The sequence below is a fragment of the Actinophytocola oryzae genome (assembly GCF_004364325.1).
Taxonomy (GTDB): domain Bacteria; phylum Actinomycetota; class Actinomycetes; order Mycobacteriales; family Pseudonocardiaceae; genus Actinophytocola; species Actinophytocola oryzae.
Genome location: NZ_SOCP01000002.1, coordinates 771,356 through 795,576, shown reverse-complemented (window position 1 = coordinate 795,576; position 24,221 = coordinate 771,356). Strand labels below are relative to the sequence as shown.

Here is a 24,221-nt window from a genome sequence, read left to right as displayed (position 1 = left end):
GATCGGGTAACGCGAAGCACACGCTCCGGGGCCGCGCGTACGTATAGGTCACGACATCCTCGGCCGAGCACGGATCAGGACGAAACGCGCAACTATGGTAGTCCGAGCCAGACGACCGCGGCGCCCCAAGCCGGGGCACGCACTGACCGACCAGCTGCCGGAGAACGGCTTCCCCTCCGGGGTCAGCACGCCCTCGATCACGGTGCTCCTCCTGTTACTGCTGCACGCCGGACTGTGCGCGGTACTGCTCGACGGGCAGGAGGCAGGCGCGGTGTCCCCGGCCGTCACCGAGTCGCAGCAGCAGCTCGTCCAGGGCGCAGGCTCGGCCATCGGCGCCTCGGCCAGCCAGGGCATCGCCGACCTCGAGACGGTGACGGACGTGCCCGCGGACACGCCGGACGAGCTGCTGACGAGGCTGCTGCAGACCGGGAACTGGCGGGGGGCCGCGGTGCTCGACGCCGCCACGCGTGCCCTCGTCGCGACCCGTGGTGAGCCGGTCTCCGGCCAGTCGGTCCCGAAGACCGTGACCAGCACGATCGTCACCCCGGTCGTCGGTGCCGACGGCACACTGCGGGTGGTCGTGGCCACGCCGCTGCCGGGCGCCAAGCTGCTCGTCGCCGCCCGCGGCAGCAGGCTCCCCGACTCCACGATCGGCGGCGACCTGCGTGAGGCGCTGCTGCTGACCACGAGCACCGGCCAGGTGATCGACTCTCGCGGCACCCCGCCAGCCACCGCCGACAAGGACGTCAACCGGCTGGTCGAGCTGGCCAGTGCCGCGGGGGCGGACGGCGAGTACGGCAGCCTGACCGGCAGGGCGGTCACCGGACCGAAGGGCCGCACCGAGCAGCCGACCGTCGTGTACACGCCGGTGTCGTCCTCGCGGGTGAACGGCACGCTCGGTCTCGCCGTGGTGTCGGTGGTGCACGCCCCGGTCGTCCCGGCGGGGCCGGGCGGCAACGGCGTCGTGCCCGCGGTCGCGCTCGTCGGGGTGGCGCTGTTCGGTTTCCTGCTCATCCGGCGGGTGCTGGTCAACCCGACCCGGCGGCTGCGTGCCGACGCGCTGGCCATCGCGGGCGGCAAGCTGATGACGACGCGCCTGCGGCGGGCGAGGACCCGGGAGGTGGACCGGATCGCCGCCGCGTTCGAGCACTGCCGCTCGGAGCTGGGCGGCACGCCGGAACGGCTGGAGAAACCACGCCGCAAGGGCATGGGCACGGTCGTCGCGCTCGGGCTCACCACCGGTGCCGTGTTCGCCTGGTCGGTCGGCGTGCTGCTGACCGTCGGCAGCGGGGAGGTCGCCGTGCCGGACGCGGTGGTCGCCAGCGCCCGCAACCAGACGACGGCGGCGACCGAGGCACTGCGGCGCAGCCTCAACGACGGGCTCGCCGACCTGACGTCCTTCGCCGCGCTCACCGGCGACGACGGCACCGACGTGCGGTCGCGGCTCGACGGGCTGTTCGCCGGACAGTCGCGCTACCGCGGCGTGTACGTCATCGACCAGGACGGCCAGGTCACCGCGTCGGTGGGCCGCCCGCCGCTGCGTGCCGCCGAGCCGCTGCCCGCCCAGCCCGGCATCCTGCTGCGGCAGGGCACCGCGCCGGTGCCGGTGCTGTTCGCGTACGCGCCGCTGCCGAAGGGCCGGACCCTGGTCGGCGAGTTCGACCTCGACCACATCGGCAGGCTGCTCGCGCGGGCGCCCGGCTCGGTCCAGCTGGTGGACAACGGTCTGCGCACGATCGCGTCCACCGGCGGCTTCATCGCCTTCGCCGACCTGGGCGCGGAGCTGCGGGACAGCGCCATCGAGGCGGGCAAGGGCGACCCGGTCGCCAGGACCCAGGAGGGCACGGGCAGCCGCGCGGTCGTCGTGTCGGCCCGCCTGCGTGGCGGGGTGAGCGGCAAGCTGGGCTGGACGGTCGTCGCCGAGCAGCCGGTCACCGACCTCGCGCTGCCCGACAACGAGCTGCGCCGCAACGCCATGGTCGCCGCGCTGGTGGCCGCGCTCCTCGCGCTGCTGCTCTTCGGCTGGCAGTACCTGCTGGTGATCCGGCCGCTGCGCCGGGTCGCGGAGGCCGCGGACGAGATCGTCGCGGGCAGGCACGGCTCGGTCATCTACCCGCAGCACCAGGACCAGATCGGCACGATCGCCTCCTGTCTGGAGATCTGCAGGCAGGCGATGACCGAGGGGGTGCGCAGGCTCGGCGGGTCCCGCCGGCCCACCGGCGCGGCGACCGACTCGACCGAGCTGATCGCCGCGGTGCCCGCGACACCGTCGACGGCCAAGCCGGCACCGAGGCGGCGCCGGGGGCAGGCCCCCACCCGTCCCCGTTCACACCAGAGCCCGTCCCCTGCCAGGCGAGGCGGCTGATGATCTTCCTGTACTTCGTGCTCCTCGGCGGCAGCGTCGTGATGCTGCTCGGCGGCCTCGTCGAACAACGCCGCCACAACGCCAACCTGAACCGGATCCCCAACCGCATCATGATCAACGGCATTCGCGGCAAGAGCTCGATCACCCGGCTGTGCGCCGGTGCCCTGCGGGGCGGTGGGCTCGTCACCGTCGCGAAGACGACCGGCACCGCGGCCAGGTTCATCCACCCGGACGCCAGCGAGGAGCCCGTCTACCGCAAGTTCGGCATCGCGAACGTGATCGAGCAGGTCGGCATCGTCCGGCGGGCTTCGGCGTACCGGCCGGACGCGCTGGTCATCGAGTGCATGGCGGTCATGCCGGACCTGCAGGGGATCAGCCAGGACAAGCTCATCCGCTCGAACATCGGCGTGCTGTGCAACGTCCGCGAGGACCACCTCACCGAGATGGGCCCGACACTCGACGACGTCGCCAGGTCGCTGTCCAGGACCATGCCGGTCGGCGGGGTGTGCGTCACCGCGGAGCAGGAACGGTTGCCACTGCTCAAACGCGAGGCCGCGCGCCGCGACTGCGCGCTGCTGGTCGTGGACCCCGAGTCGGTCACCGACGAGGAGATGGCCGAGTTCAGCTGGATCACGTTCAAGGAGAACGTCGCGATCGCGCTCGTGGTCGCGGAACTGCTCGGGGTCAACCGGTCCTCGGCGCTGGCGGGCATGTGGTCCGCGCCGCCGGACCCCGGTGTGCTGGAGGTGAAGCGGTACCAGGTGGACGGCAAGCTGGTGCGTGTCGCGAACGTGTTCGCGGCCAACGACCCCCAGTCGACGCTGATGAACGTGCAGCGCCTGCTCGGCTCGGGGGGAGTCAGGAGACCACTGCACCTGGTCATCAACTGCCGGCCGGACCGGATGGAGCGCAACGCCCAGATGGGCGCGCTCGTCGCCGACCTCGAGCCGGAGCGGGTCGTGCTGATCGGCACCCCGACCCGCAGCGCGAAGGTCGCCATCCCGCAGCGGTGGCACGACACGATCGTGGACCTCGGCGGCGCGCGAGAAGCGCGGGAACTGGTCGACGAGATCGTGGACGGCATCGACGAGCAGGCCTCTCTCATCGCCATCGGCAACATCCACGGCCAGGGCGAGCTGTTGTTGGAAGAGCTGGAGACGCTGACCCCCGCCCCCGCCGCCGCCGTCCGGGAACCACGCGACAAGCCACTCGACCGGGAGGCGCCCCGGCCGACCCCCTATCCCCGGTCCCGGCCCGCCCCGGAAGGACATGTCCCCGACGGGCACGTGCCGGTCAGAAGGCCGCAGCAACAGAGCGCGTGGGTGACACAACCGTTGCCCCGCATCCGAAGCCGGCGTGAGCAGTGATCGACTACGGCCTGCCTCCCGAGGTGGCGACCCTCGGGTTGGCGATCGGGTTGCTGTTCTCGCTGATGTGCTATCTGACCACCAACCTGTCCCCCGGCGGGATGATCACGCCCGGCTGGGTAGCGCTGACCCTCGTCGAGGACTACCGGCGCGCGGCCATCGTGGTGCTGATGACCGCGCTCACCTTCGGCGCGACGAAACTGCTGCAGCGGGCGGTGATCCTCTACGGCAAGCGGCTGTTCGCCGCGGTCGTGCTCACCGGCGTGCTGTTCCAGAGCACGCTGTTCCTGCTGATCCAGCGGGACTACCCGCTGGTGTTCGCCCACCAGACGCTCGGCTTCGTCGTGCCGGGGCTGATCGCCTACCAGCTCGTGCGGCAGCCGCCGGTGTCGACGTTGCTCGCCACCGGCACGGTCAGCTTCGCCAGCTACGGCGTGCTGGCCAGCGGGGTGCTCATCGGGCTGGTGCCCGCGGTGTGAACCAACCGTCCCGCGTGGACGTGCCTCAGGGCATGGCACGCACTGACCAGAGGACCGAAGAATCCGGCAGGCAGGGCTCCTCGAAGGCGCTGCGGACGTGTGTGGTGCTCGCGGTGATCGGGCTGAGCGGGTTCGGCGTCGTGCAGTTCGCCCGCCAGCAGGCGAGCGGCGACGCCACGAGCGCACCGCCCGCGACCGCGGTGGCGATCCAGGCGGCGGGCGCCGGGCAGGCACCGGCCGCGGGCCCGCGCTTCGACCGGCTCGACAACCCCGGTCGGACCGTGGTGCGGGACCAGGCGGGCACGGTGCTCGCCACGTTCACCGACGGCGCCAGGACAGTGGCGCTGACCGGCCCGTCGAGGACGTTCGCCGACGCGCGGTTCACCGACGCCACGGTCACCTCGACGACGTGGGTCCGGCTGGCGCCGGAGCCGTGGGCGCCCGGCGCGGAGAAGGCCGCGTGGTTCGGGCCGTGGTTCGACGCGGCCATGAAGGACACGAGTCCCGACGTGTTCGACACCGCGATGCAGTACTTCGACGGCGCCGCCGACGAGACCAACCCCGAGGGTCTGCAGTTCCGGGGCGACGCGATCTTCGGCCCGGTGGAACCGGCGGGCTACGCGCGGCTCGAGCAGTCCGACTTCCTCGACTACCTCGGCATTCCCTACCGGTTCCCCGACTCGGGCAGGAAGGAGCCCAAGCCGGAGCACCGGGGCGCGCTCGACTGTTCGGGCTTCGTGCGGATGGTCTACGGCTTCCGGCTCGGCTACCCGCTGCTCGGCAGCAACGACCCGGGCCCCGGCCTGCCCAGGCGTGCGTGGGCCATCGCCCAGAACGGCCCCGGCGTGGCGCTGATCCCCAACAAGGGCACCCGGGTCACCGACTACAACGCCCTGCAGCCGGGCGACCTGGTGTTCTTCGAGGTCGAGGGCAGCGTGGACGAGCTGGACCACGTCGGCGTGTTCGTCGGCGTCGACTCGGCCGGCCACTACCGGTTCATGTCGAGCAGGGAGCGGGCCAACGGCCCGACGTTCGGCGACCTCGGCGGCACGTCACTGCTCGACGACGGCGGCATGTACTCGAAGGCCTGGCGCGCCGCACGACGCATCTGAGTCTCAGAACCCGACGGCCTCGCGGAGCAGCAGTACCGTGCGGGACCCGGGACGGGGTTCCGCGTTGAGGACGAGGAGCCGGTTGACGGCACTGGGCTGCCCGTAGGCCACCTGGGCGCGGGCAGACTCCAGTGGGAGGGCGTGCTCGTGGACGCGGCGCAGTGCGCTGTCCAGGTCGGGCACGACCTTCTGCGCTCCCACGACCCAGATCGCCTGGCCCGCGCCACCGGCGTAGGCGGGCAGCTGGCTCCCGCTGGCCGACGCGACCACGAGCGAACCGGTCTCCGTGACCGCCGCGACGCTGCCGACGACGACGTCCGGACCGGCGAGCAGCCGCCGGATGTCGTCGGCGGCGGCGACGCGGTCCATGGCGAGGAGCCGGGGCCTGAGCGCCTGGTACCGGCCGCTCGCGTTGATGTCCTCCTCGATGCCCGACAGGCGCAGCGTCTCGCTGGCCGAGGTGAACACGCCCGCACCGACGGGGATCAGGTCGCGGACGCGGGTGCGTGCCGCCTCGGCGTCGTCGAGGATCTCGACGGTGAACCCGTTCGCGGCCAGCGCGTCCGCCGTCCGCTCGAGGCGCGGTGCGGACGCCGGGCTGGTGAACGAGGTCGATGTCCGGATGGTCATGCCAGTACGACGACGTGACCTCGCGGGATGTCAGGTCGAGCCCCTCCGTTGAGCGAACCGGCCCGATCTGTAGTGCCATGGAGGGTGTGAGCCCTTTTCGCACCTTGCTGGACAAGACGGACGAACGCATCGGGGACGGCATCGAGCACGTCCTGCGCACACACCACGTGCGCAGGCTGCGGCAGCTGGGGTGGGGTGACGTGCTCACCACCGGGACCGAGGACCGGTTCGGCGGGCGCGGGCCGGTGCGGGAGGGCAACGAGCTGAAGGTCCTGGTCGACGGCGAGGAGGCCCTGCCCACGATCCAGGAGGCCATCCGGAACGCACGCTCCCACGTGCACATCGCGAACTGGCACGCGAGCCCGGACTTCCGGCTGACGAGGGAGCCCGACGCGCCGACGCTGCGGGACCTGCTCGCGGTGACCGCGCAACGCGGTGTCGACGTGCGGCTGCTGCTGTGGGCCGGGCCGCCGATGCCCGCGTTCCAGCCCACCCGGGGGCTGGTGAAGGCGCAGCAGAAGAAGTTCACGGAGAACACGGGCGTGCGGTGCGTGCTCGACGCGCGGGAACGCACCATGCACTGCCACCACGAGAAGCTGGTGATCGTCGACGACGAGGTGGCGTTCGTCGGCGGCTTGGACTTCACCGCGCTGGAGGGTGACCGGCACGACAGCTCCGAGCACCCGCCGAACCGGCCGATCGGCTGGCACGACCTCATGACCAGGCTGCGCGGCCCGGTGGTCGCGGACGTCGCCGGGCACTTCGCCCACCGCTGGAGCGAGGTCGCCGGTGAGGACCTGCCCGAGCCCCCGCAGCAGGCGAAGGCGGGCGACACGAGGGTGCAGTTCCTGCGGACGGTGCCGGACAAGACCTACGGCTTCGCACCGAAGGGCGAGTTCACCATCCTCGACGCCTACCTGCGCGCGCTGCGGTCCGCGCGGCGGCTGGTCTACCTGGAGAACCAGTTCCTGTGGTCGCCGGAGATCGCCGAGCTGCTGATCGACAAGCTGTGCGACCCGCCGGACGACCGGTTCCGCATGGTCCTGCTGCTGCCACGCAAGCCGAGCAACGGCGCGGACACCACCCGGGGCCAGCTCGGCCGCCTGCTCGACGCGGACGACGGCAAGAACCGGCTGGTCGCGACGACGGTCAGCACCCACGACGGCGACGAGTCGGCGCCGGTGTACGTGCACGCCAAGCTCGGCATCGTGGACGACGAGTGGATGACGATCGGCTCGGCCAACCTCAACGAGCACTCGCTGTTCAACGACACCGAGGTCAACGTGGCGACCGACGACCGCGCCCTGATCCGTGCCACGCGGCAGCGCCTGTGGTCGGAGCACCTGCGTACGCCCGCCGCCGAGCTCGACGGCGACCCGACGGACATCGTGGACGGACTGTGGCGCCCGATCGCGGAGGAACAGGCCGCCCTCGACCGGCGCGGCGAGCCCCGCACCCACCGGTTGACGCTGCTTCCCGGCGTGTCCCGGCGGGCGGGCCGGCTGCAGGGACCACTGCGCGGGCTGCTGGTCGACGGATAGGTTCTTAACTCGATCGAGTTAATCGCGCCTGTATTCCGGCTTCCGCCCGTAACCAACCGACGCGGAATGCCGAAGGTCCCACCGCACACCAGGTTCGGGGCGGGACGAAAGGCGAGATATTTGAACACGATCACACGGGTGGCCGCCGCGCTGGCAGGCGCGGCGGTCGCACTGGGCACGGCCGTCGCCGTGGCGGCCCCCGCGAACGCGGCCGTGAGCGACGGCTACTACAAGCAGCCGTTCGACGCGACGATCTGGCACGTCGACGGCGGCATCGCCCGCGCGGTCGGCTTCGAGGAGTGGGCCGGGGCAGGCTTCCCCGAGCCGTTGGCCTCGCCGACGGACTACGTCAAGTACGCGTGGTCCCCCACCGTCTACGCCGTCACCTTCTGGGGGGACCCGGAGTCGACGTGGGACTGGGACCGGCTCACCGAGGCCCAGTGGCACGCGTCCGGGAGCCCCGTGCCGCGCACGGCGGGCTGGATCGCGGGCAGCTCCTACTACCAGTGGGGCACCTCGGGTGAGATCTTCGTCCAGGGCGAGGACGGGGTGAAGCACAAGCTCACCTACGCCGAGTGGGCCGCCTCCGGCTTCCGCGGCTACGAGTGGCGGTCCACCCAGGGCTTCATGAAGCTGTCGTGGGCGCCGAACATCATGCGGATCACCAACCTGTCGACCGGCGACGGCTACTCGATCGGCTACGCGGAGTGGAGCGCGGAGGCGTTCCCGACACCGCAGGTCGTGCAGCGGATCGTGAACGACCGGTTCTACAAGTACGGCAACGGCCCGACGATCTACTACGAGGGCGCCGCGTTCAGCCGGGCCATCAGCTACACCGAGTGGGTCGGCGCAGGCCGCCCGGTGCCGGAGATCCGACAGCCCGCGAACCCCGGCAACAGTGTCGACTGCACGAACTTCGCCACCCAGAGCGACGCGCAGGCGTGGTTCGACACCTACTACCCGTACTACGGCGACGTCGCACAGCTCGACGGCGACGACGACCGCATCGCGTGTGAGAACCTGCCCTGACGAAACGGTGAACAGCGGCCCCCACCCTCGCCGGGTGGGGGCCGTTCGCGTATCAGCCCCTGGCGCCGAAGTCCTGGGTCCAGTACGCCACGCCCTTGTTGTTCACCGCGCGGCCGACCCCGATCTCGGCGAGTTCGCAGTTGAGGATGTTGGCCCGGTGGCCGGGACTGTCCATCCACGCGGTGACCACCTCCTTCGGCGTCGACTGGCCGTAGGCCACGTTCTCGGCCCACTCCGTCGCCGGGTAGCCGGCCCCGGTGATCCGGTCGCCGGGATCGGAGCCGTCCGTGCCCTCGTGGGACATGGAGCTGTGCCGGGCCATGTCGCCGCTGTGGCCGCGTGCCGCCGCGCCCAACGCGTTGTTCGCCGCGAGGCGGCCACAGCCGTGCGCGGCGCGCTGGTCGTTGGTCAGGGCGATGACCTGTTGTCCGTAGCTCGATGCCGCCCGGGCCACACCCGTCACGCCGCTCAGGCCCAGTGCCGCCGCAACGGCGATGGTGGTTGTCCTCTTCACGGTTCGCCTCCGCTGTCAGGTTCGACTGGAGGTGTCATACCCGGGCCGGCCGTGTCCTCAGCACCGCCGACGCGGATGTCAAACCATCGAGGTACGCGCGTGACACCGACTGTCACCGTGTCACCCCGACGGTCGGGTTTTCCCCAACCCGGTGAACCGCTGCGCGGGCAGGGTTGTACGGTGCACGCCTACATGAAACTTGCTCACATGTCGAGCAGGTCCGGGAGGAGCGGCAGTGCCGAGCAAAGAAGAGCTGAAGGCGGGTATGCACGCCGCCTTCGATTCCGTGGTCGAGAACGGCACGAGCTACACCAAGGTGTACGCCAGCGAGATCAGGCAGAAGAACTACATCGTCTTCCGCAGCACCACGGTCAGCAACTTCGTCGTGGGGTTCCGGCCGGGGCGGACGGACCTCGTGATCGTGCCGGTCGACGAGGACAAGGGCTCGATCACCGCGGGCACGCCGCTGACCATCACGAACGAGAACCTGGCCTCGGTCAAGAAGCGTGACCTCCAGGGCCGCTTCGTGATCAAGACGACGGACGGGCGGACCTTCCGCCTGACGGTGATCCCGTCGGTGCCGAAGCTGATGGCCGCCGCCTACCAGCTGCCGGTCGACCAGAAGGACGAGTACGAGGCCTTCACGGCGGTGCGCGACCAGCTCGCCACCGCCTGACGAACCACGGCGCCCGAAGGCGTCCTCCAGTGCGTCCACCGCACCGGAGGACGCCTTCAGTGCGTTCGGGGTGACCGTTTGCCCGAAAGCCCCTGACCGAGGGTGGCTCGTTCGTGAAATCCGTCGCGAGAAAACCGGGCGACCGAACGCTGCGTAAAGGCAAATCGGCCAGTGGAGACTTCGGTCGACCCGTTCGGGTCATCAGCCAGCGACGACGTTCCCTCGCCGACACACGGACTGGCATCATTCAGAGGACGAACAAATCCGGTACGCGCGCACCGAACCCTGCTTTCGGCCTGGGCCGACGGCCAATTGTGGCGACAGCCCTTTGTTCCGTTTCCACACGTCCTTTTCCGATGCGTCAAAGAATACATGAGGTCGCCATGAGCTTGCAGCGCGTGATCACCGACGAGCAGGACCTGCAGATCGCCCCGGTGTTCGCACAGCGGATCAACGAGGACGTCGTCCCGAAAGGACGGCTCCCCGAGAACCCCATGCCCGCCGGTGTCGCGGCGGGCATCGTGCGGTCCCGGCTGTTGCTCGACGGCCGCGCTGCGCTCAACCTCGCCACCTTCTGCACCACGGCCGCCGAGCCGGAGCTGGAACAGATCTACGCGGAGACCGCGGCGATCAACCTGATGAACCGGGAGGAGTACCCGGCGAGCTCCCTCATCGAGCAGGAGTGCATCAACGCGCTCGCGGACCTGTGGCACGACGACGACGGCAAGTTCATCGGGTGCTCCACGAGCGGCAGCTCGGAGGCCGCGATGCTCGCCGGTCTCGCCATGTTGCGCCGCTGGCGGGAACGTGGCGGCACGGGCAGGCCCAACATGGTGTTCGGCACGCACGTCCACGTCTGCTGGCCGAAGTTCTGCAACTACTGGGACGTGGAGGCGCGGATGGTGCCGCTCGCGGAGGGCCGCACGATCCTGGACCCGGCGCTGACCGCGGAGGTGGTGGACGAGAACACGATCGGCGTCGTCGCGGTGCTCGGCAGCACACAGGACGGGCGCTACGACCCGATCGCGGACATCGCGGCGGCGCTCGACGGTGTGGCGGCCGACCGCGGCGTGGACGTGCCGCTGCACGTCGACGCGGCGAGCGGCGGGTTCGTCGCGCCGTTCCTCGACGTGGACTTCGCGTGGGACTTCGCGCTGCCGAGGGTGGTGTCGATCAACGCGTCCGGCCACAAGTTCGGCCTCGTCTACCCCGGCGGCGGCTGGTGCCTGTGGCGCGACCCCGAGTACCTGCCGAAGTCGCTCATCTTCGACTGCAACGTGCTCGGCGGCCACCACCCCACGTTCACCCTGAACTTCTCCCGGCCCGCCTCCGGCGTGATCGCCCAGTACTACCAGTTCCTGCGCAACGGGGTCGCCGGCTACCAGCTGATCGCGCAGCGCTGCCAGGAGGTCGCCAGGTACCTCGCGAAGGGCATCGCGGCCATCGGACCGTTCGAGATCATCAGCGACGGCGAGGACCTGCCCGTGGTGGCGATGCGCCTGCACGAGCCGGAGACGCTCGGTTTCACCGTGTACCACCTGTCCGAGGCGCTCAAGAGCGACGGCTGGCACGTGCCCGCCTACAGCCTGCCGCCCAACCTCGAGCACGTCGACGTGATGCGCGTGGTGTGCAGGCAGGGGTTCACGCTCGACCTCGCGACGCGGTTCCTCGAGAGCCTCGTCAAGCACACCAACCGGCTGGCGGACCACCCGTTCCCCCTGCCGAAGGCGGCGGCCGTGCTGTCGTTCGCCGACTGACCCCGTGCTCACCATCTCGGAGCTGGAGACCGACCCCTATCCCGTCTACGCGCGGCTGCGTGGCGAGGAACCGGTCGCCTGGGTACCGGAGGCTCGGCAGTGGCTGGTCACCGGCTGGGACGACGTGCACACGGTCCTGACGGACGTGGAGCGTTTCACCACCGACCAGCCAGGGTCGCCGATGCTCGACCTGTGCGGTGGCACACCGCTGCTGATGCGGGAGGGCAGGTCCCACGACGACGTGCGCGAGGCGTTCGGACACGACTTCGGTCCCCACCGGATGAACGCCTTCGTCGACAGCACCGCCCGCCCGGTCGCGTACAAGGTCGCCGACGAGCTGCTCCCGTCCGGCGGCGCCGACCTCGCCTCGGACTACTTCGAGCCGCTCACGGCCACCGCGGTCACCGCGATGCTCGGGCTCGACACCGGTGTCGGCACCGACGCGTTGCGCCGCTGGGGAAACGTGCTCACGAGGGTCGCGAACGACTTCGGGCGCGACCCGTCGCTGCGCACGACCGCCGCCGAGGAGATGGCCGACGACGCCGCGCTGACCTCGGTCGTCCACCGGCTGCGTGCCGAGCCGGACGACTCGGTGACCTCCCACCTGCTGCACGCCAACCGGCCGCCCGGCCACGCACGGCCGGACGCCGACGTGGTGCCGGTGCTCAAGCACATCGCGCTGAGCGTGGTCGAGCCCGGCTGGCTGGCGGGCTGGACGCTGGCGGCGCTGTGGTCGGCACCCGACCAGCTCGACGCGGTCCGTGCCGACCGGTCGCTGCTCCGCGCCGCGGTGCACGAGGCGGTGCGGTGGAGCGGCCCGGTCGGCGTGCTCGGCAGGCGCACGACGCGTGCCGTGACGCTCGGCGGCCGGGAGCTACCGGCGGACGACACGATCGCGGTGGCCATCGCCTCGGCCAACCGCGACGAGGCGGTGTTCACCGACCCGGACCGGTTCGACGTGCACCGCGACGCCCGCACCCATCTCGCGTTCGGCACCGGCCCGCACCACTGTCCGGCGCACCCGCTCGTCATCGCCGTGGCGTGCACCGCGCTGGACGTGCTACTGGAACGGATGCCCGACGTGCGGCCCGCTCCCGGCTGGCGGCCGTCGCCGCACGGCTGGAAGCTGCGGCTGCCCGGCGTGCTCGACGCGGTGTGGGACACGGTGGTGCCGAGGACGTCATGACGGACGCAGGCTGTCCTCGGCCTCGACCGCGGCGGCGATCACCGCATGGCGGTCCCGACGGGTGAACCGCCCGCGTGCCTGCCACTCCCCCGACACCTCGCGAACCCGGCGGACGAACCGGTCGTGGCCGGCGAACGGGGCCGCTTCCCAGACCCGGTCGAGGAACGAGAACCCGTCCTCGTCGGTGGTCTCGTTCGACACGCCGGCGTCGGCCGTGCCGAACACGACGGTCGGTTCCAGGCGCCTGAAGTAGATGTGGTGCGCGTCGTCGACGCCGACGTACAGCGGGCGCAGCGTGTGGCCGTGCGTACTGAAGAAGTTCGGCTGCCCCAACGGGCTCACCGCCGCGGCCAGGTCGCCGTCGAGCTTGAGGTGCCGGTAGAAGGAGAACGTTCGCCAGGTTCGGGAGTCGTTCAGCGCGGGGAGGACCAGCGGACCGTAGAACAGGCTCTGGACCGCGGGGTCGTCGACGGCCCGCTCGATCCGCAGGCCGAACGGCATCGAGACCTCGATCCGGTCTCCCGGCGACCACGTCCGCCGCAGAGCGAGGTACGTGCCGGGTGTGGCCTTCACGTGCACGGGGACGCCGTTGACCGTCACGGCGAAACCCTTCCCGGCCCAGCCGGGCACCCGGAGCCTGATTTCGCGGCGGCCCCGGCCGTCGACCGTCAGCGTGCTCTTCTGTTCGCGGGGGAAGTCCGTCTCCTGCGTGACGGTGAAGCCGTCCCAGCTCAGCGTCGAGGCGATGTAGAGGTTGACGTACAGAGTCCGACCGGCGGAGGAGCGGAAGTAGATCGAGTCCTGGTACTTGGTGTGGTTCTCCAGTCCGGTGCCGCCGCAGCAGGTACCGAGGTTGCCGAAACCCCTGGTGGCGCCGGGATGTGCCGGCACGAAGTAGGTCACCTGCGGGCCGGTGGCACTGTCGATGTCGCGCCGGGACCCGAGGATGTGGTTCAGGAGACCTCGTTCGTAGTAGTCCATGTACGCCGGGTCGGGGTCGTGGAAGAACAGGTTCCTGGTGAGCTTCAGCAGGTTGTAGGTCGAGCAGGTCTCGCCGCCGCCACCGCCCGAGTCGGTCTCCGGCCGCGTCTGGTAGGTCAGCGACTCGGCGATGTCGTCGCGTGGCTGGAAAAGCTCGGCGTTGGTGTTCTCCGGGTAGCCGTCGCCCGCCGCGTACTGGCCGCCTGCCGAGCCGTGGCTGAACATGCGGTGCGGCACGACCATGTGCCAGAAGTTCTCGGCGGCTGTGAAGTACTCGCGGCCCGCGGGGTGCTGCTCGAAGACCCGCAGGTAGCCGATGAACTGCGGCACGTGCTGGTTGACGTGGATGCCACGCAGCACGTCACGGTTCTCCACCGCGGCCGGGAACACCGCGCGACGGTTGTCGAAACACGTCGCCGTCTCCAGGTAGCGTGCCCGGCGGACCGGGTCCCGTTCGATCGCGGCGAGGTGGGCCATGTTCTCGTTCATCCCGCCGTACTCGCCCGCGATGTGCAGCGACCACATGCGGTTCAGGCGCTCTCTGTCCAGTGTGGACAAGCGGCTGTGCACCCAGTCACCCACCTTCCTGGCGATCTCCCGCGCCCGCGTGCTGCCGGCGAGGTGGTAGGCGTCGAGCAGGCCGCGGGTGATCTTGTGCAGCGTGTAGTACGGCGCCCAGATGCCCGCCGCACTGTAGTTCGTGAACTCCTCGAGCCTGATGAACTGGGCCTCGGTGTACGCGGACAGGAAGCCGGGGTGACGCCGCCCGTCGGTGGCACCGAAGAACTCGGCATGGTTGCCTCGACCCGACGAGTCCACAATGGACGATCCGGGTGCCTCGTCGAACCGGTACCACGCCACCAGGTCCGTCGTGCCGATCGCGTCGGCTCTCTGTGCGACGGCGGCGACCTCGGCGACGGTGAGGGCGCGGCCGAAGATCTGGAACTCGTCGATGGTCGCGTTCAGGAACTTGACGTTGGCCTGCGGGAACTGCGCCCTGCCGAGCCAGTTGGTGGTGGTGCCGAGGTCCGCCGGGCCGAGGTCGAGCGTGCCGGTGCCCGCGGCGGTGCCGTCGACGTAGATCGTGCCGACGTTGCCCGCCCTGGTGATCGCGACGTGCGCCCAGGTGCCCGCGGTGAGCTGGGTGGTGGCGTCGACGCGTTGTTCGCCGCCGCCGTTGGTGATCGCGAACCGGGGGCCGCCGGTCGCGGTGTGCGCGGACAGGTACATCCGGACCGTCGAGTCGGCGCCGCTGTCGCCCGGCCTGCCGAAGTCGAGGATCCGCGCGTCCGCGTCCCGGACCGCCAGGTTGACCCAGGTGGCCACGGTGAAGTCGGTCAGCCCGGCCGTGACGTTCGATGGCACGGCGACGTGGTCGGCGTCGCCGGTGATGTGCCCGTTCGGGGTGCCGGTCAGCCGCACCGCGGTGCCCGAGCGGCCGGGCACACGCGGCGTCGGCAGGCTCGCGGCGGCGGCCAGCGCGTCCTGGCACTCGCCGAGTGCTGTGACCAGGTAGTCGAGCTTGTCCTTGAAGACCTGCTCGCCGGTCGACGCGTAGGACTGCGCCAACAGCGTCAGGAAATGGCCGGTGTAGTGGCCGCGCAGGTTTCCGTCCGGGGTTTCCCAGCCGCCTGTCGGGAGCGCGCCCTTGTGGTCGAGTCCGGCGTTGACGCGGAAGCTGCGGAGCAGCCGGTCCGGGCCGCGCCGGTCGTCGCGCACGCCGTCCACGACGCTCGGCCCGTACTCGCGGGCGAAGTAGAGCAGGCGGTCACGCTTCTCCCGGAAGACGCTGTCGCCGAGGGTCACCTGCCCCAGGTCGAACGGCCGCACCCGCCACCCGGGTGGCGCGGGAAAACCGTTGGCAGGTAACGGATCCGGTTGGGCTGCCGCCTGGCCGGACATCAGCGGGAGAGCGGCGGGGGTCGCGGCGGCGAGCGCACCGAACTGCAGGGCGCGGCGCCGGGAGAAGTCCTTGTGCATCCAGTTCTCCACCATCATCGGTGCCAGATGACATGTGAGGTGTGCAATTTTACTGAGCGCCGAAATCGGGCGTCAAGGACGCACCCGACGGCTCACTCCGCCTCGCGTCCCGCCCATTCGCGGCGCGTGTGGCCGAGGTGGGTGTCCATCAGCTTCCTGAGCTTCCTCGCGTCACCCGCCGCGATGAGGTCGCACATCTCGACGTGCTCCTGTGCGCTGTCGACCAGACGTCCCGACGCGACGAGCGCGGACAGCCCGTAGAGGCGGGTCTGTGCGCGGAGGTCGTCGACGATTCCCACCAGGCGGTGGTTCCCGCCCGCGCGGAGCAGCCGGAGGTGGAACTCCCTGTCGGCGTTGATGTAGCTGACGAGGTTTCCCTCCGCCGCCGCGTCGACGATGGCCGACGCGAGCCCGCGCAGTGCGGCCAGCTCATCCGCCGCGACGTGCGGGACCGCCTCCGCCGCGGCGGTCGGCTCGAGCAGCTGCCGGATCCGCGTGATGTGGTCGAGGTCGGCCTCGGAGATCTCGGTGACCTTGAAACCCCTGTTGCGCACCACTTCCACGAGACCCTGCTTGACCAGGTCGAGCATGGCCTCCCGGACCGGCGTCGCGGAGATGCCGAACTGCTCGGCCAGGCTTGACGCCGAGTACAGCTCGCCTGGCCTCATCTCGCCGGAGACGATGGCCCCGCGCAGCACGGCCGTGACCTCTTCGCGAACACTCGTCCACCGCGCGAAGGACGGTAGGGCCAGGTGGGGCGGTCGCGCCATCGACGGTCCTCCAGGTGCATGGACGCGGGCACTGCCATGTCGTATTTTACATATGACCGATCATCTGCCGGCACCCGAGGAGTGTGCGTGCGATGAGGTTGACTGGGGCGAACTCTGTGATGCGGTTGTCGGGTGTCCTCGCCCTCACCGCGGCGCTCGTCGGCGGACCGGTGTCCGCGCATGCGTATGCGTCCGACTTCACCGTCCCACCAGTGGATCCGCAACACTGGCAGAACCAGTACGACATGACCTGGGCGGACTGGAAGGACATCCCGGGCACGAACTGGAACGACCCGAACGGGCGGCCCGGTGAGCGTGGCCTGCGGATCGCACTGGTCGCCGTCGACTTCCCCGACCAGCCCTTCGTGATCACACAGCCGAAGAGGAGCGATCCGTTCGGCAACCCGCAGATCGACCCGATCCAGCGCGCGGACGTGCCCCGCTTCTACCACGACTTCTACCTGGTACCGAACGAGTACAACCACGGCAGGACCATCCACGAGTACTGGATGGAGCAGAGCCGAGGGCGCCTCGGTGTCGAGAAGATGGACACCTTCGGCGCCTACCGGCTTCCCCGCAACCTGTTCGAGTACGGCCTGAACGAGTTCGGGCAGGCCGGGGCGTGCCCGAACGGCTTCACCTGCAACGGAAACCTCGACCGCGACGCCGACACGGTGTGGCAGGCCGACCTCGCCGTCCGCGGGATCCCGTGCCCGGACAGCAAGTGCGGCTACAACGTCGTGCTGCGGGTCTACGCCGGTTACGACGAGACCAGCATCTGGCAGGAGTTCGGCGAGATGAGGTTCGACAGCAAGGAGGACATCCCCGACGACTGGGGTCCACCCGCGTCGGACACCGCGCTGCCGAACTGGGCACCCACCCGGTACGTCGAGTGGACCTCCTGGCGTGCCGCCGCCCAACAGTGGGGCCAGTCGTCCATCCGCCAGGCGGAAAGCTCCGGAACCATCACCCACGAGATGGGGCACTACTTCTTCGACATCGGCGACAACAACAACAATCCGTTCTCCGACCGGCAGAACCCGCCGGGCCCGTTCCACCGGGTCGGTTCCGCGCCGTGGGACATGATGGACCGGGGGTCGTTCAACGGCCCGGGCGGCCACCACATGCGCTGGGTCATCCCACCGAACATGGGTGGCTGGTCCCCGGCGGGGCTGATGCTGCGCAACAGGATCCACGCGGGCATCGTGCCTGCGGCCAACGTGCTCGAGGTCAGTCGCGAAGCCCTTGCCGGCACCGGGCTCGTCGTCGCCACGGTCACCGCCCGCGCCGTCGATCCGGGCCCCGACGGGACCTCCGGGATCAAGGTCCGGCTCGACGGACCGGGAAGACCCGACCGCACCCCGGACTGCGACATCGGCACCGACCCGTTCTGCCACGGCAACACCGGCTGGGACCACTACACCCTCGAGGTCGTCGACCGCATGGGCTTCGACTCGTTCACCCCGGACCACGGCGTCATCATCGCGAAGAACAAGACCCGCGAGAGCAACACCTGCGGTTACAACTGCTTCGACTGGGTCATCGACGCCAACCCCGGCGACATCGGGCTGGTCGACTTCCGCCGTCCCGACGGCACTCCCGTCATGGCCTCGATCGCCGACCACCGCCAGCTCAACGACGCCGCCTTCCACGCGGGCCTGAACTCCGGTTCGGCGTACGAGTGGGTCGACGAGCCCAACCGCCTCCACTTCTACGTGATCGACGTCCGGCGCGACGCCGGGGGCGTCCTCTCCTACACTCTCGCCGTGCGGTCCCTGGACGGTTCCGGCCCGCAACGCCGTGGGGTGCGGTTGGGCCGCCCCGAGGTCAGCGGCCGGCCCGGCGGGGTCGCACTGTGCACGTTCCCGCTCACGAACACCGGTCAGTCCGGCGCGACGCCGGTCGACGACGTCTACCGGCTGTCGGTCTCGTCTCGTGGCAGGGGTTGGACCGCGGTGCTGGACAACGCGCTGGCCACGGCCGCCGCGGGGCACACCGTCGCCGTGCCGGTGTACGTCTCCCCCGCGCCGGGCGCCGCTCGCGAGGCCACGGTCACCCTGACGGCCAGGTCCGAGAGCGATCCCGCCGCCACCCGCTCACTCGCGTGCACGGTCGGCCGGCGCGACACGAACGGACAGTGAGGTCAGACCGTCTTCCTGCCGACGCCGGCCCAGCCGACCGCGTGGTTCGGGGTGGGGAAGGCGATGGGGCGGACCGTCGGCCCGGTCTCCTCGGGATGCCACTCGGTGAGCCAGGTCCAACCCGGCTCCAGTACGGCGAAGTCGCCCAGCATGGCCTCGATGTCCCGGTGCGAGCGCCAGATGGCGTCGCTGCTGCTGGAGGTGTCGTACATCCGCTTCAGCTCGACGAGCTTCTCGCCGACCTCGGGCGGGACGCCCTCGTCCGTGATGTGCGTCATGGCGAGGTAGGAGCCCACGGGCAGCAGCTCACGCAGCCGCGCGACCGACTCCGGGCCGATGTCGGTGACGCCGTCGGAACCGGGCTGGTGGACGTGCAGCACGGCGATCAGCAGGAGCGCGATCGGCTCGTCGGGGTCGAGCAGGCCGGTCGCCATGGCGTCGCGCCACAGGTCGTCGGGCTCGCGAAGGTCGGCCCTGATCACGCCGTGCCTGCCGCGGTCGCCACCCTTCTCGAGGAGGATCTCGGCGTGGGCCACGGCGATCGGCTCGTTGTCCACGTACACGACGTGGGCGTCCGGCGTCCGGCCCGTGGCGGCCGCCAGCTCGTCGGCGATCTGATGGGTGCTGCCGACGGTCGGCATCCCGGCGCCGATGTCGAGGAACTGGCGGATGCCGAGGTTCGTCAGGTGCCGGACGAGCCGGTTGAGGAACAGGCGGTTCGCGATGGCGACATTTCGGAGAAGCGGGAAGCTTTCCAGCACCCTGGCGCCGAACTCCCTGTCGACGGCCCAGTTCGCGTTTCCGCCGAGGTAGTAGTCGTAGACGCGGGCCACACTCGGCCGGTCCACGTCCACCCCCGGCAGGTGAATCCGCGACTTCCCCTCGTCCACGCGCCTCCCCGTCTGCTGTCGGCCAGGTACGGGATGATCATATCGTTACCACGTCACCCGACGGGCCGAGGTCGCGTCGATCCCTGGCAGAGATCAGCCGCCTGCGCGCAGGGACCGTGCCACGGCGGCGAACCCGTACTCGAGCATCGATGCCTCGTAGGCGTGGACGGCGTCGAGCAGGTCGCTCGCAGGACTGGTGACCTGAGCGCAGAGCAGGGCGGCGTCGCGCAATGCGACAGCGGCACCGATGCCCGCGGGCACCATGGTGTGAACGGCGTCACCGATGAGGGTGACGGGCCCGGTCGTCCACGGCGGGACGGGTTTCGCGGTGCGGACGGTCGTCGCGTGCACGGTCGCCGGATGGGCCAGGCCGACGAGCGCGGCGAGGTCGGGGTGCCAGTCACCCACGAGCCGCGCGGCGGTGTCGCGCAGGGCCGATCCGTCCACAGCGGACGCCGGTTGCCGGGAGCCGACGACCCACATCAGGTAGCCGGGTTCGCCCGTGCGGGGCCGGTGTCCGGCCAACGGCATGAACCGGCCGTCGGCACCCGCGACGACCGAGAAGCCGTCGAGGGAGGCGGCCGGTGTCAGCGAACGGGCCTCCGGTGTCAGCGGTGTCTTGCCGAAGATCAGGAACTGGCCGGTCTCCACGACCTCGGCGTCGGGCAGGAGCTGCGCGCGGACACGCGAGTGGGTGCCGTCGGCCCCGACGAGCAGGTCCGCCTCGGCTGAGCCGCCGCCGGCGAAGTGGACCCGGACCGTGCCGTCGGCCAGCAGTTCGTAGTGGTCGAAGGTGGCGTGGCCGGTCTTGATGCCGGTGAGCAGGATCCGCCGCAGCGTGACCCGGTCGACGGACAGGTGCTGTGGACCTTCGTCGCCGTCCACGGGCGCCGCGATGCGCTGGACGACCTCGAGACGAGGACTGAGGATCGTGACGCCCGAGCCTGGGATGCCGGAGGTGGCCACGACCTCGTCGTACAGGTCGGGCGGCAGGCAGTCCCGCAGCGCGTCGACCCCCTCGGGGTCGAGATGGATGCGGTAGCCCTGACTGCGCTCGTCGATGGCGGCTTCCCGCTCGTAGAGGGCGACCTCGAACCCCGCCCGGACGAGTCCCTGTGCGAGGAGCGGCCCGGCCAGCCCGGCTCCCACGATGACTGTTCTCACCGAACCGAGATTATCTGAATTCAGACGGTTTGTCATCGGTCATACTTGTGGCATGGAGAGCGACCGGATCGAGGTACTCATCGGCGGCGGGTTCAACCTGGCCCACCGCTACGCCCGCGCGGCCACGAACAGGGCTCTGCGCGAGTTGGGGCTGGACCTGCGCCACCTCGGCGTGCTCGGGCAACTCGCGCAGCTGGGGCCGGTTCCCCAGCAGGCCCTCGTGGACCGCCTGCAGCTGGACAAGTCATCGATGGTGTATGTCATCGACGAGCTGGAACGTCAGGGTCTGGCCGAACGCCGCAGGAGCGAGGAGGACCGGCGCCGCTACGCCGTCCACCTCACGGAGCTGGGCCGCACCCGCCTGGGTGAGGCCACGACGGTCTCGGCGGAGGCAATGGCCGACCTGCTGACCCCGTTCACCGCGGCCGAACGCGAACAACTCCACGAACTGCTCACCCGCTTCGTCGCCCACGCCGCGACTCCTGTCCGCACGGCCGGTGCCCGACCGGGGGACGACTGACCCGTCAGTCCGGTCCCCTGCGCCCCACGAGGTGGAAGACGCGACTGAGTTGGCGGTAGGGGTCTCGCCTGCCGGCCTCCAGCTCGAGCGCGGCCACCTTCCGGGCGTCGCCGGGGTCGAGGTCGACGCCCGCGAACCCGAGCCAGTCGACGAAGAGCCAGACGCCGTACCAGCGCAGTGGTTCCACTCCCCCGCCCCGCACCAGCTCGCTCAGCTCCTCCACCGTGTCCGCGCGTCCCGTCACGCCGAGCACGCCGATCTCGGTCCTCGCGTCGAACGCCGCCATGGCGTCGTCCCACCGCTGTTCCAGGGCCGGGCGCACCGCCCCCGCCCTGGCGTTGCCCGTCATGACCGAGACGATGCCGTCGGCGGCGGTACACCGGCACAGCTGCTCGACCAGCGGCGCCGACTCGTCGAGGTACCCGAGCACGCCGTGGCACAACACGGCGTCGAAGCGTCGGCCGTCCACCGCCCCGACGGCGTTCTCGCCGGCCGCCGCCACGAGCGTCACCCGGCGCCGGGCCTCGTCGGGCAGCCGCTCCAGCCGCTGTCGCGCCTTGGCCAGCATCGCCTCCGACGGGTCGAGCAGGGTCACCTCGTAGCCGGCCTCGGCCAGTGGGAACGACTGGTGGCCCGCGCCGCCGCCGACGTCGAGCACGGTCGCCGGGGGCGGCGACAGGTGCTCGAGCAGCTGGTGGTGCATCACGTACGTGCGCACGTAGCCCTTCACCGAGGCGTAGGCCTCGTCGGCGAACTTGTCGGCCACGGCGGCGAAGACGTCATCGTTCACGACCGCCACGCTAGCAGTTAGTAGTTAGTAACTGATAACTTACGTGGTCGTGACCACACGCATGAGCGGAGCGGAACGGCGCGACCAGGTGCTGGGGATCGCCGCGGTCGAGTTCGCGAACCACGGGCTCCACGGCGCGTCGGTCGAGGCCGTCGCCCGAGCGGCGGGCATCACCCAGGCGTACGTGTTCCGGTTGTTCGGGACCAAGAAGGCCCTGTTCCTGGAGCTGGTCGGCGCGGCGTTCGACCGCTTCAGCGACGGCATGTCCCAGGCCGCCGAGGGCGCGGCCGGACTCGACGCGCTGGCCATGATGGGCGCGCGGTACTACGAGTCGCTGGCCGACCGCACCACGCTTCTGTTGCAGCTGCAGGGTTTCGCCGCGTGTGGCGACGGCGAGGTCCGCGACCTGGTGCGGTCGCGCCTCGCTCGCATGTGGGACACGGTCGCCGGCGGGACGGGCGTCGACCCGGTGACGGTGAAGTCGTTCCTCGCCTTCGGCATGCTGCTCAACAACGTCGCCGCCCTCGACGTCGACGAGGTGGCGCAACCGTGGGCGACGGGGGTCCGCACCCGCATCCGTCCGGGGCTGTTCGAGCACATCACCACCGACACCAACCAGTGACCCCTGGGACAGACGCCCGACGGGCGTGCGACGTTCCTGTTCGGACAGTACGGCGACCTGTGCCGTCACAACAGCAACGTCGGCCTGCCCTCGAACCACGCCCTGACGTCGATGCGGTGGAAGACCACGAGCACCACCGCCGTGCTCCAGAGAATCCTCGGTAGCGGACCTGGTCGTGTCGGGCGGTCGCCGATCGTCGACGTCGCAACGGTTCGCGGCATGGCGAAGACCTCGATGTGTGTGGTGTCGGTCGGCGGTGATCCGGGCCTCCCCATACCCCGGATCACCGCCGACCCCTGTGAGAGGAGCTACCGCTCCCTCAGAGGTCCCAGCCCCTGACCCAGTCGACCTCCATGGTCGCCGAGTTGCCGGAGCCGGAGCCCTGGTCGTCCTGCTGGATGGTCAGGTGTCCCGCCGGCATCTGGGTCAGGTCGGCGTTCGCGGCGATGCTGTACCACAGCCGGCCGTCGACCCAGCCCTTCATGCTGCCCGCGGACCACTCGAACGCGACGTTGTGCCACTGGCTGGTCCCGACGCAGTTCGAGGGAAGGACCTCCTGCGTGATCGGAGTGTGTCCCGGGTAGTGCAGGAAGCCGCCGTAACAGTTCCCCCCTGCGGTCTGCTCCATCCAGTCGTACTCACCGTCGCGGGGCCAGACATCGGACTGCGGCCAGATGATGAACAGGCTCTTCCACCCTCCTCCCGAGGTCCTGACCCGTGCCTCCCACCGTCCGTGGGTCTGGTTGCGGCGGTGTGCCATGCCGCATGTCCTGCGGTCCGGCAGCGAGACCAGCTTCAGCGTCCCGCCGGACACCTGGCACTGGCCCGGCTGGCGGTTGCCGTGCTGGCTGCCGGGATCGCTGTAGAGACCCCAGTCCGGGCCGGGTGCGGTGCCGGTGAAGTCGTCCTGCCAGACGGGTGTTCCCCAGCCCTGCGTGTCCCCGGCGGTGTCCCCGGGGGTGCCCCCCGGCGGAGTCGTGCCGCCGGGAGTCGCGGTGGCCGTGTAGCCCTGCGTGCTCCCTGCCGGCGTCACGGTGAACGTGTACTCCTGCCCCGCCACGAGGGAGTTGAAGGTGAACGTCCTCGTCGACCCGGCGACGCTCGTCGACCACGGACCCGTACCGAGACTGTCCGTCCCCCCGCGCCCCACCGTCCACGAGGCGGGCGCCGGACTCAACGAACTGGTCCAGTCGACCTTCACCTGAGCCGCGTTCAGCACCGTCGCCGCCACTGTCACCGCCGCGGCCGTGCCGCCCGGGGTCGCCGTGGCCGTGTAGCCCTGCGTGCTTCCCGCCGGGGTGACGGTGAACGTGTACTGCTGTCCTGTCACCAGGGAGTTGAAGGTGAACGTCCTCGCCGACCCGGCAACGGTCGTCGACCACGGACCCGTACCGAGATCGTCGGTACCCCCACGCCCCACCGTCCACGAAGCAGGCTGCGGACTCAGCGAACTCGTCCAGTCGACCTTCACCTGATGCGTGTTCAGCACCGTGGCCGTGACGACCACGTCCGCGGCTCTCGGCACTGCCTCGGCAACGCCGAGCGGGGCCGTGACCAGTGCGAGCGCCGCGGCTCCCGCGAGACCCGCGGCCCACGCGGATCGTATTCGACTCACTGTGACTTCCTTTCTTCCCGAACTCTCCGGGCAATCCCTGTCGACGTTGACAGGGCCGCGTATTCGGGACATCGCTGAAACGTCGTCGTGGA

21 protein-coding genes are annotated in these 24,221 nt (G+C 70.4%); 12 read left to right on the top strand and 9 right to left on the bottom strand.

What is annotated here, in order from left to right:
* Window positions 1-94: 94 nt before the first annotated feature.
* Genes CLV71_RS07225 through CLV71_RS07210 form a run of 4 tightly spaced genes read left to right on the top strand, consistent with a single transcriptional unit; the run spans window position 95 to window position 5,323 of the window.
* Window positions 95-2,365, top strand: a complete 2,271-nt coding sequence (locus CLV71_RS07225; protein WP_133901805.1) for a cache domain-containing protein — start codon at window positions 95-97, stop codon at window positions 2,363-2,365.
* On the top strand, window positions 2,365-3,732 hold the full coding sequence (pgsB, locus tag CLV71_RS07220; RefSeq protein WP_133901804.1) for a poly-gamma-glutamate synthase PgsB: 1,368 nt from the start codon (window positions 2,365-2,367) through the stop codon (window positions 3,730-3,732). Before CLV71_RS07225 ends, pgsB begins: the two co-directional genes overlap by 1 nt.
* Window positions 3,729-4,211 (top strand): poly-gamma-glutamate biosynthesis protein PgsC/CapC, encoded by a 483-nt coding sequence (locus CLV71_RS07215; RefSeq protein WP_243866259.1) that lies wholly within the window; start codon window positions 3,729-3,731, stop codon window positions 4,209-4,211. Before pgsB ends, CLV71_RS07215 begins: the two co-directional genes overlap by 4 nt.
* A gap of 32 nt (window positions 4,212-4,243) precedes the next feature.
* Window positions 4,244-5,323, top strand: coding sequence for an NlpC/P60 family protein (locus CLV71_RS07210; RefSeq protein ID WP_133901803.1), 1,080 nt, complete (start codon window positions 4,244-4,246; stop codon window positions 5,321-5,323).
* Between the two features lie 3 nt (window positions 5,324-5,326).
* Here CLV71_RS07210 and CLV71_RS07205 read toward each other — a convergent pair whose 3' ends face one another.
* Window positions 5,327-5,953: an LUD domain-containing protein gene (locus CLV71_RS07205; protein WP_133901802.1), complete on the bottom strand. Its 627-nt coding sequence runs from the start codon at window positions 5,951-5,953 to the stop codon at window positions 5,327-5,329.
* An 86-nt stretch (window positions 5,954-6,039) separates the two neighbouring features.
* Here CLV71_RS07205 and CLV71_RS07200 point away from each other — a divergent pair, with 86 nt between their 5' ends.
* Together CLV71_RS07200 and CLV71_RS48400 are read left to right on the top strand one after the other, a co-directional pair.
* Window positions 6,040-7,494, top strand: coding sequence for a phospholipase D-like domain-containing protein (locus CLV71_RS07200; RefSeq protein WP_133901801.1), 1,455 nt, complete (start codon window positions 6,040-6,042; stop codon window positions 7,492-7,494).
* 120 nt (window positions 7,495-7,614) lie between these two features.
* Window positions 7,615-8,523, top strand: coding sequence for an excalibur calcium-binding domain-containing protein (locus CLV71_RS48400; protein ID WP_208297421.1), 909 nt, complete (start codon window positions 7,615-7,617; stop codon window positions 8,521-8,523).
* Between the two features lie 52 nt (window positions 8,524-8,575).
* Here the strand turns inward: CLV71_RS48400 and CLV71_RS07190 are convergent, their stop codons facing one another.
* Window positions 8,576-9,037: a CAP domain-containing protein gene (locus tag CLV71_RS07190; RefSeq protein WP_133901800.1), complete on the bottom strand. Its 462-nt coding sequence runs from the start codon at window positions 9,035-9,037 to the stop codon at window positions 8,576-8,578.
* A gap of 235 nt (window positions 9,038-9,272) precedes the next feature.
* Here CLV71_RS07190 and CLV71_RS07185 point away from each other — a divergent pair, with 235 nt between their 5' ends.
* The 3 genes from CLV71_RS07185 (at window position 9,273) to CLV71_RS07175 (ending at window position 12,656) form a co-directional block, all read left to right on the top strand.
* Window positions 9,273-9,713 (top strand): hypothetical protein, encoded by a 441-nt coding sequence (locus tag CLV71_RS07185; RefSeq protein WP_133901799.1) that lies wholly within the window; start codon window positions 9,273-9,275, stop codon window positions 9,711-9,713.
* A gap of 383 nt (window positions 9,714-10,096) precedes the next feature.
* On the top strand, window positions 10,097-11,470 hold the full coding sequence (gene gad / locus CLV71_RS07180) for a glutamate decarboxylase (protein ID WP_166663982.1): 1,374 nt from the start codon (window positions 10,097-10,099) through the stop codon (window positions 11,468-11,470).
* Between the two features lie 4 nt (window positions 11,471-11,474).
* Window positions 11,475-12,656 (top strand): cytochrome P450, encoded by a 1,182-nt coding sequence (locus CLV71_RS07175; protein WP_133901797.1) that lies wholly within the window; start codon window positions 11,475-11,477, stop codon window positions 12,654-12,656.
* Here the strand turns inward: CLV71_RS07175 and CLV71_RS07170 are convergent.
* A complete protein-coding gene (locus tag CLV71_RS07170; RefSeq protein ID WP_133901796.1) occupies window positions 12,651-15,635 on the bottom strand; it encodes a beta-L-arabinofuranosidase domain-containing protein in 2,985 nt (994 codons plus the stop codon). The two genes, CLV71_RS07175 and CLV71_RS07170, sit on opposite strands and share 6 nt — an antisense overlap.
* Window positions 15,636-15,709: 74 nt before the next feature.
* A complete protein-coding gene (locus CLV71_RS07165) occupies window positions 15,710-16,387 on the bottom strand; it encodes a GntR family transcriptional regulator (protein ID WP_133901795.1) in 678 nt (225 codons plus the stop codon).
* 92 nt (window positions 16,388-16,479) lie between these two features.
* Here CLV71_RS07165 and CLV71_RS07160 point away from each other — a divergent pair, with 92 nt between their 5' ends.
* Window positions 16,480-18,528, top strand: a complete 2,049-nt coding sequence (locus CLV71_RS07160) for a peptidase M6 (protein ID WP_208297420.1) — start codon at window positions 16,480-16,482, stop codon at window positions 18,526-18,528.
* A gap of 2 nt (window positions 18,529-18,530) precedes the next feature.
* Here the strand turns inward: CLV71_RS07160 and CLV71_RS07155 are convergent, their stop codons facing one another.
* Together CLV71_RS07155 and CLV71_RS07150 are read right to left on the bottom strand one after the other, a co-directional pair.
* Window positions 18,531-19,418 carry an SAM-dependent methyltransferase gene (locus CLV71_RS07155; protein WP_243866258.1) on the bottom strand — a complete coding sequence of 296 codons (888 nt, stop codon included), beginning with the start codon at window positions 19,416-19,418 and terminating at the stop codon, window positions 18,531-18,533.
* A gap of 93 nt (window positions 19,419-19,511) precedes the next feature.
* Window positions 19,512-20,582 carry an FAD-dependent oxidoreductase gene (locus CLV71_RS07150; protein ID WP_166663981.1) on the bottom strand — a complete coding sequence of 357 codons (1,071 nt, stop codon included), beginning with the start codon at window positions 20,580-20,582 and terminating at the stop codon, window positions 19,512-19,514.
* A 52-nt stretch (window positions 20,583-20,634) separates the two neighbouring features.
* Here CLV71_RS07150 and CLV71_RS07145 point away from each other — a divergent pair, with 52 nt between their 5' ends.
* Window positions 20,635-21,102, top strand: coding sequence for a MarR family winged helix-turn-helix transcriptional regulator (locus CLV71_RS07145; protein WP_166663980.1), 468 nt, complete (start codon window positions 20,635-20,637; stop codon window positions 21,100-21,102).
* 4 nt (window positions 21,103-21,106) lie between these two features.
* On the opposite strand, the gene CLV71_RS07140 is transcribed toward CLV71_RS07145, so the two are convergent.
* On the bottom strand, window positions 21,107-21,892 hold the full coding sequence (locus tag CLV71_RS07140) for a class I SAM-dependent methyltransferase (RefSeq protein ID WP_133901792.1): 786 nt from the start codon (window positions 21,890-21,892) through the stop codon (window positions 21,107-21,109).
* A gap of 49 nt (window positions 21,893-21,941) precedes the next feature.
* Here CLV71_RS07140 and CLV71_RS07135 point away from each other — a divergent pair, with 49 nt between their 5' ends.
* Complete coding sequence (locus tag CLV71_RS07135) at window positions 21,942-22,514, top strand: TetR/AcrR family transcriptional regulator (RefSeq protein WP_243866257.1); 573 nt, start codon at window positions 21,942-21,944, stop codon at window positions 22,512-22,514.
* Between the two features lie 65 nt (window positions 22,515-22,579).
* On the opposite strand, the gene CLV71_RS47520 is transcribed toward CLV71_RS07135, so the two are convergent.
* Both CLV71_RS47520 and CLV71_RS07130 read right to left on the bottom strand, forming a co-directional pair.
* Window positions 22,580-22,735 carry a hypothetical protein gene (locus tag CLV71_RS47520; RefSeq protein ID WP_166663979.1) on the bottom strand — a complete coding sequence of 52 codons (156 nt, stop codon included), beginning with the start codon at window positions 22,733-22,735 and terminating at the stop codon, window positions 22,580-22,582.
* 98 nt (window positions 22,736-22,833) lie between these two features.
* Entirely contained in the window at window positions 22,834-24,129 is a 1,296-nt protein-coding gene (locus CLV71_RS07130) for a glycoside hydrolase family 16 protein (RefSeq protein WP_166663978.1), read from the bottom strand.
* Between the last annotated feature and the right edge of the window lie 92 nt (window positions 24,130-24,221).